A 1,688-nucleotide genomic window follows, 5' to 3' on the forward strand; every position below is an offset into this window, starting at 1 on the left:
TCCCGCAACTCCAGACCCTGCGGCAGCGTGTCGGCCGTGAACGTGTAAGGCGACGTACCGCCCTCCGCCTGCAGCGTGTGGCTATAGGAAACGCCCTGCTTGGCTGGCGTCAGCGCCGTCACCGTGATCGCCGGCTTTTCCTTGATCGAGATTCCTTTCGTCGCAGACTTCTCGTACCCGTCCTTGTCCGTCACCGTCACAGTGACAGTGGCGCTTCCAGCCTCCGTCGGCGTGCCCGCAACTGTGCCATCCGACTTCTGCGTCAGACCCTCAGGCAGGTTCTCGAAGCTGAAGGTATAAGGCTCTGCTCCACCTCCGGCCGTGACCTTCACCGGACCATAGGGAAGGCTCTGCTTGCCGTCGACAAGCTGCGACAGGTCAAGCGTGATCTCAGGCGCAGCCTTGATCGTGATTGTCCTGGAAAGGGGGATCGCGTTGCCGTCATTGTCTGTCAGCTTGATGGCGACAGGGAACTCGCCTGACACCGTCGGTGTACCCGAGATTGCGTTGCCCTTGGCAGTCAGTCCCTCAGGCAGATCCGAGATTTCAACCTCATAACGACCCGTTCCACCTGAACTCGTGACAGTGTGGGAATAAGGACGGTTCTGCTTTGCATCAGGGAGTTCCGGCACGGTCGGAGGCGCCCAAATCCCGAACTCAGCCTTTCCTTCTCCCTTGTAACCATCTGCATCCTCGGCGGTGACCGTTACCCTGCCCCCGCCACTTTGGCTCGGAACACCGGACACAATCCCCGTCTGTTCATCTCCGCTGAGGCCAGCAGGAAGGCCGCTGAACTTATAGGTATAAGGGCCTTCGCTGCCAGAAGCCTTGACTGTGACAGGAGCGTATTCAACACCCACATAGCCACGATGGAAACCGCTGACATCAACCGTGATCGTCGGCTTTGCCTTGATTGAGATTTCCTTCGTCGCAGACTTCTCGTAACCATCCTTGTCCGTCACCGTCACAGTGACAGTGGCGCTTCCAGCCTTCGTCGGCGTACCCGAAATCCTGTTGCCTTCAGCCTTCAGGCCCTCCGGCAGACCTTCGATCTTGTACTCGTAAGGCTCGGTACCCTTGTCTGCCTTCACCTCGACCGGGCCATAGGCAAGATCCTGCTTGCCATCGACAAGCTGTGACAGGTCAAGCGTGATCTCAGGCTTTGCCTTGATGTTGATCTCTTTTGTCTGGCTCGCCGCGGTGCCATGCTTGTCGGTCACAGTCACCTTGACGCTGGCAGCGCCAGCCTTCGTCGGCGTACCCGAGACTGTGCCATCCGCATTCTGCGTCAGACCCTCAGGCAGGTTCTCGAAGCTGTAGCTATAAGGCTCCGCACCGCCTCCAGCCGTAACCTGCACAGGACCATAGACAAGCCCCTCCTTGCCATCGACAAGCTGCGACAGGTCAAGCGTAATCTCCGGTGCAGCAATCGTGACTTCCTCTTCACGCGTGCCGCTGACATTATTGGTGTCGGTTGCCTTGACCGTGAAGCTGAAGGGGCCAGACTTGGTCGGCGTGCCGCTCAACTCGCCATTCGAGGCCAGCGTCAGCCCCGGCGGCAGCTCTCCGCTTTCCTTCGTGAAGGTAAAGTCGCCGATACCGCCTTCGGCCTTGTACTTTGCACTATAGGCCTGGTTATAGACCGGTACGGGAAGCTGTCCTCCCGCACTATCGACCGTAACCTTGAT

General features: G+C 58.8%; 1 protein-coding gene. It reads right to left on the reverse strand.

Annotated features, from left to right (window positions below; translation table 11 throughout):
• On the reverse strand, positions 1 to 1,688 hold a 1,688-nt coding region (locus ACOWVS_RS23350), incomplete at both ends, for an Ig domain-containing protein (protein WP_420973182.1).

The organism is Brucella sp. IR068 (assembly GCF_049065885.1).
GTDB lineage: Bacteria > Pseudomonadota > Alphaproteobacteria > Rhizobiales > Rhizobiaceae > Brucella > Brucella intermedia.